At 56.5% G+C, this 255-nt stretch carries 1 protein-coding gene and 1 pseudogene; both read left to right on the forward strand.

Annotated features, from left to right (window positions below):
- Positions 1-121, forward strand: a 121-nt coding sequence (locus E0D98_RS28360; protein WP_231235852.1) for a hypothetical protein, incomplete at its 5' end; no start/stop codon positions are given.
- Positions 67-255 (forward strand): annotated as a pseudogene (locus E0D98_RS26905) (phage portal protein); the annotation flags it as partial. The gene E0D98_RS28360 and the pseudogene E0D98_RS26905, both read left to right, overlap by 55 nt.

The following is a 255-nucleotide window of genomic DNA, read 5'->3' on the forward strand; positions in this document are numbered from 1 at the left end:
GGCGGAGTACATCACGGTGCGACGTCCGGCAGGTCAGAAAAAGAAACGTGATGCGGAGCATGGCGAATGTGGAACCTTTTACGGCGAACCCGAAAAAACCAGAAATCAGGACGTGACGTAAGAGAGGAGGGCTGGACCAGCCTGTTTCAGGCGGTGGCTGAGCCCTTTTCCGGCGCCTGGCAGCAGGGCGTGAAAGCCGATCCTGAAGCCGTCCTCTCCTTTCATGCGGTGTTTGCATGTATTTCGCTGATATCC

Source organism: Escherichia sp. KCJ4928 (assembly GCF_004352695.1).
Lineage (GTDB): Bacteria > Pseudomonadota > Gammaproteobacteria > Enterobacterales > Enterobacteriaceae > ECMA0423.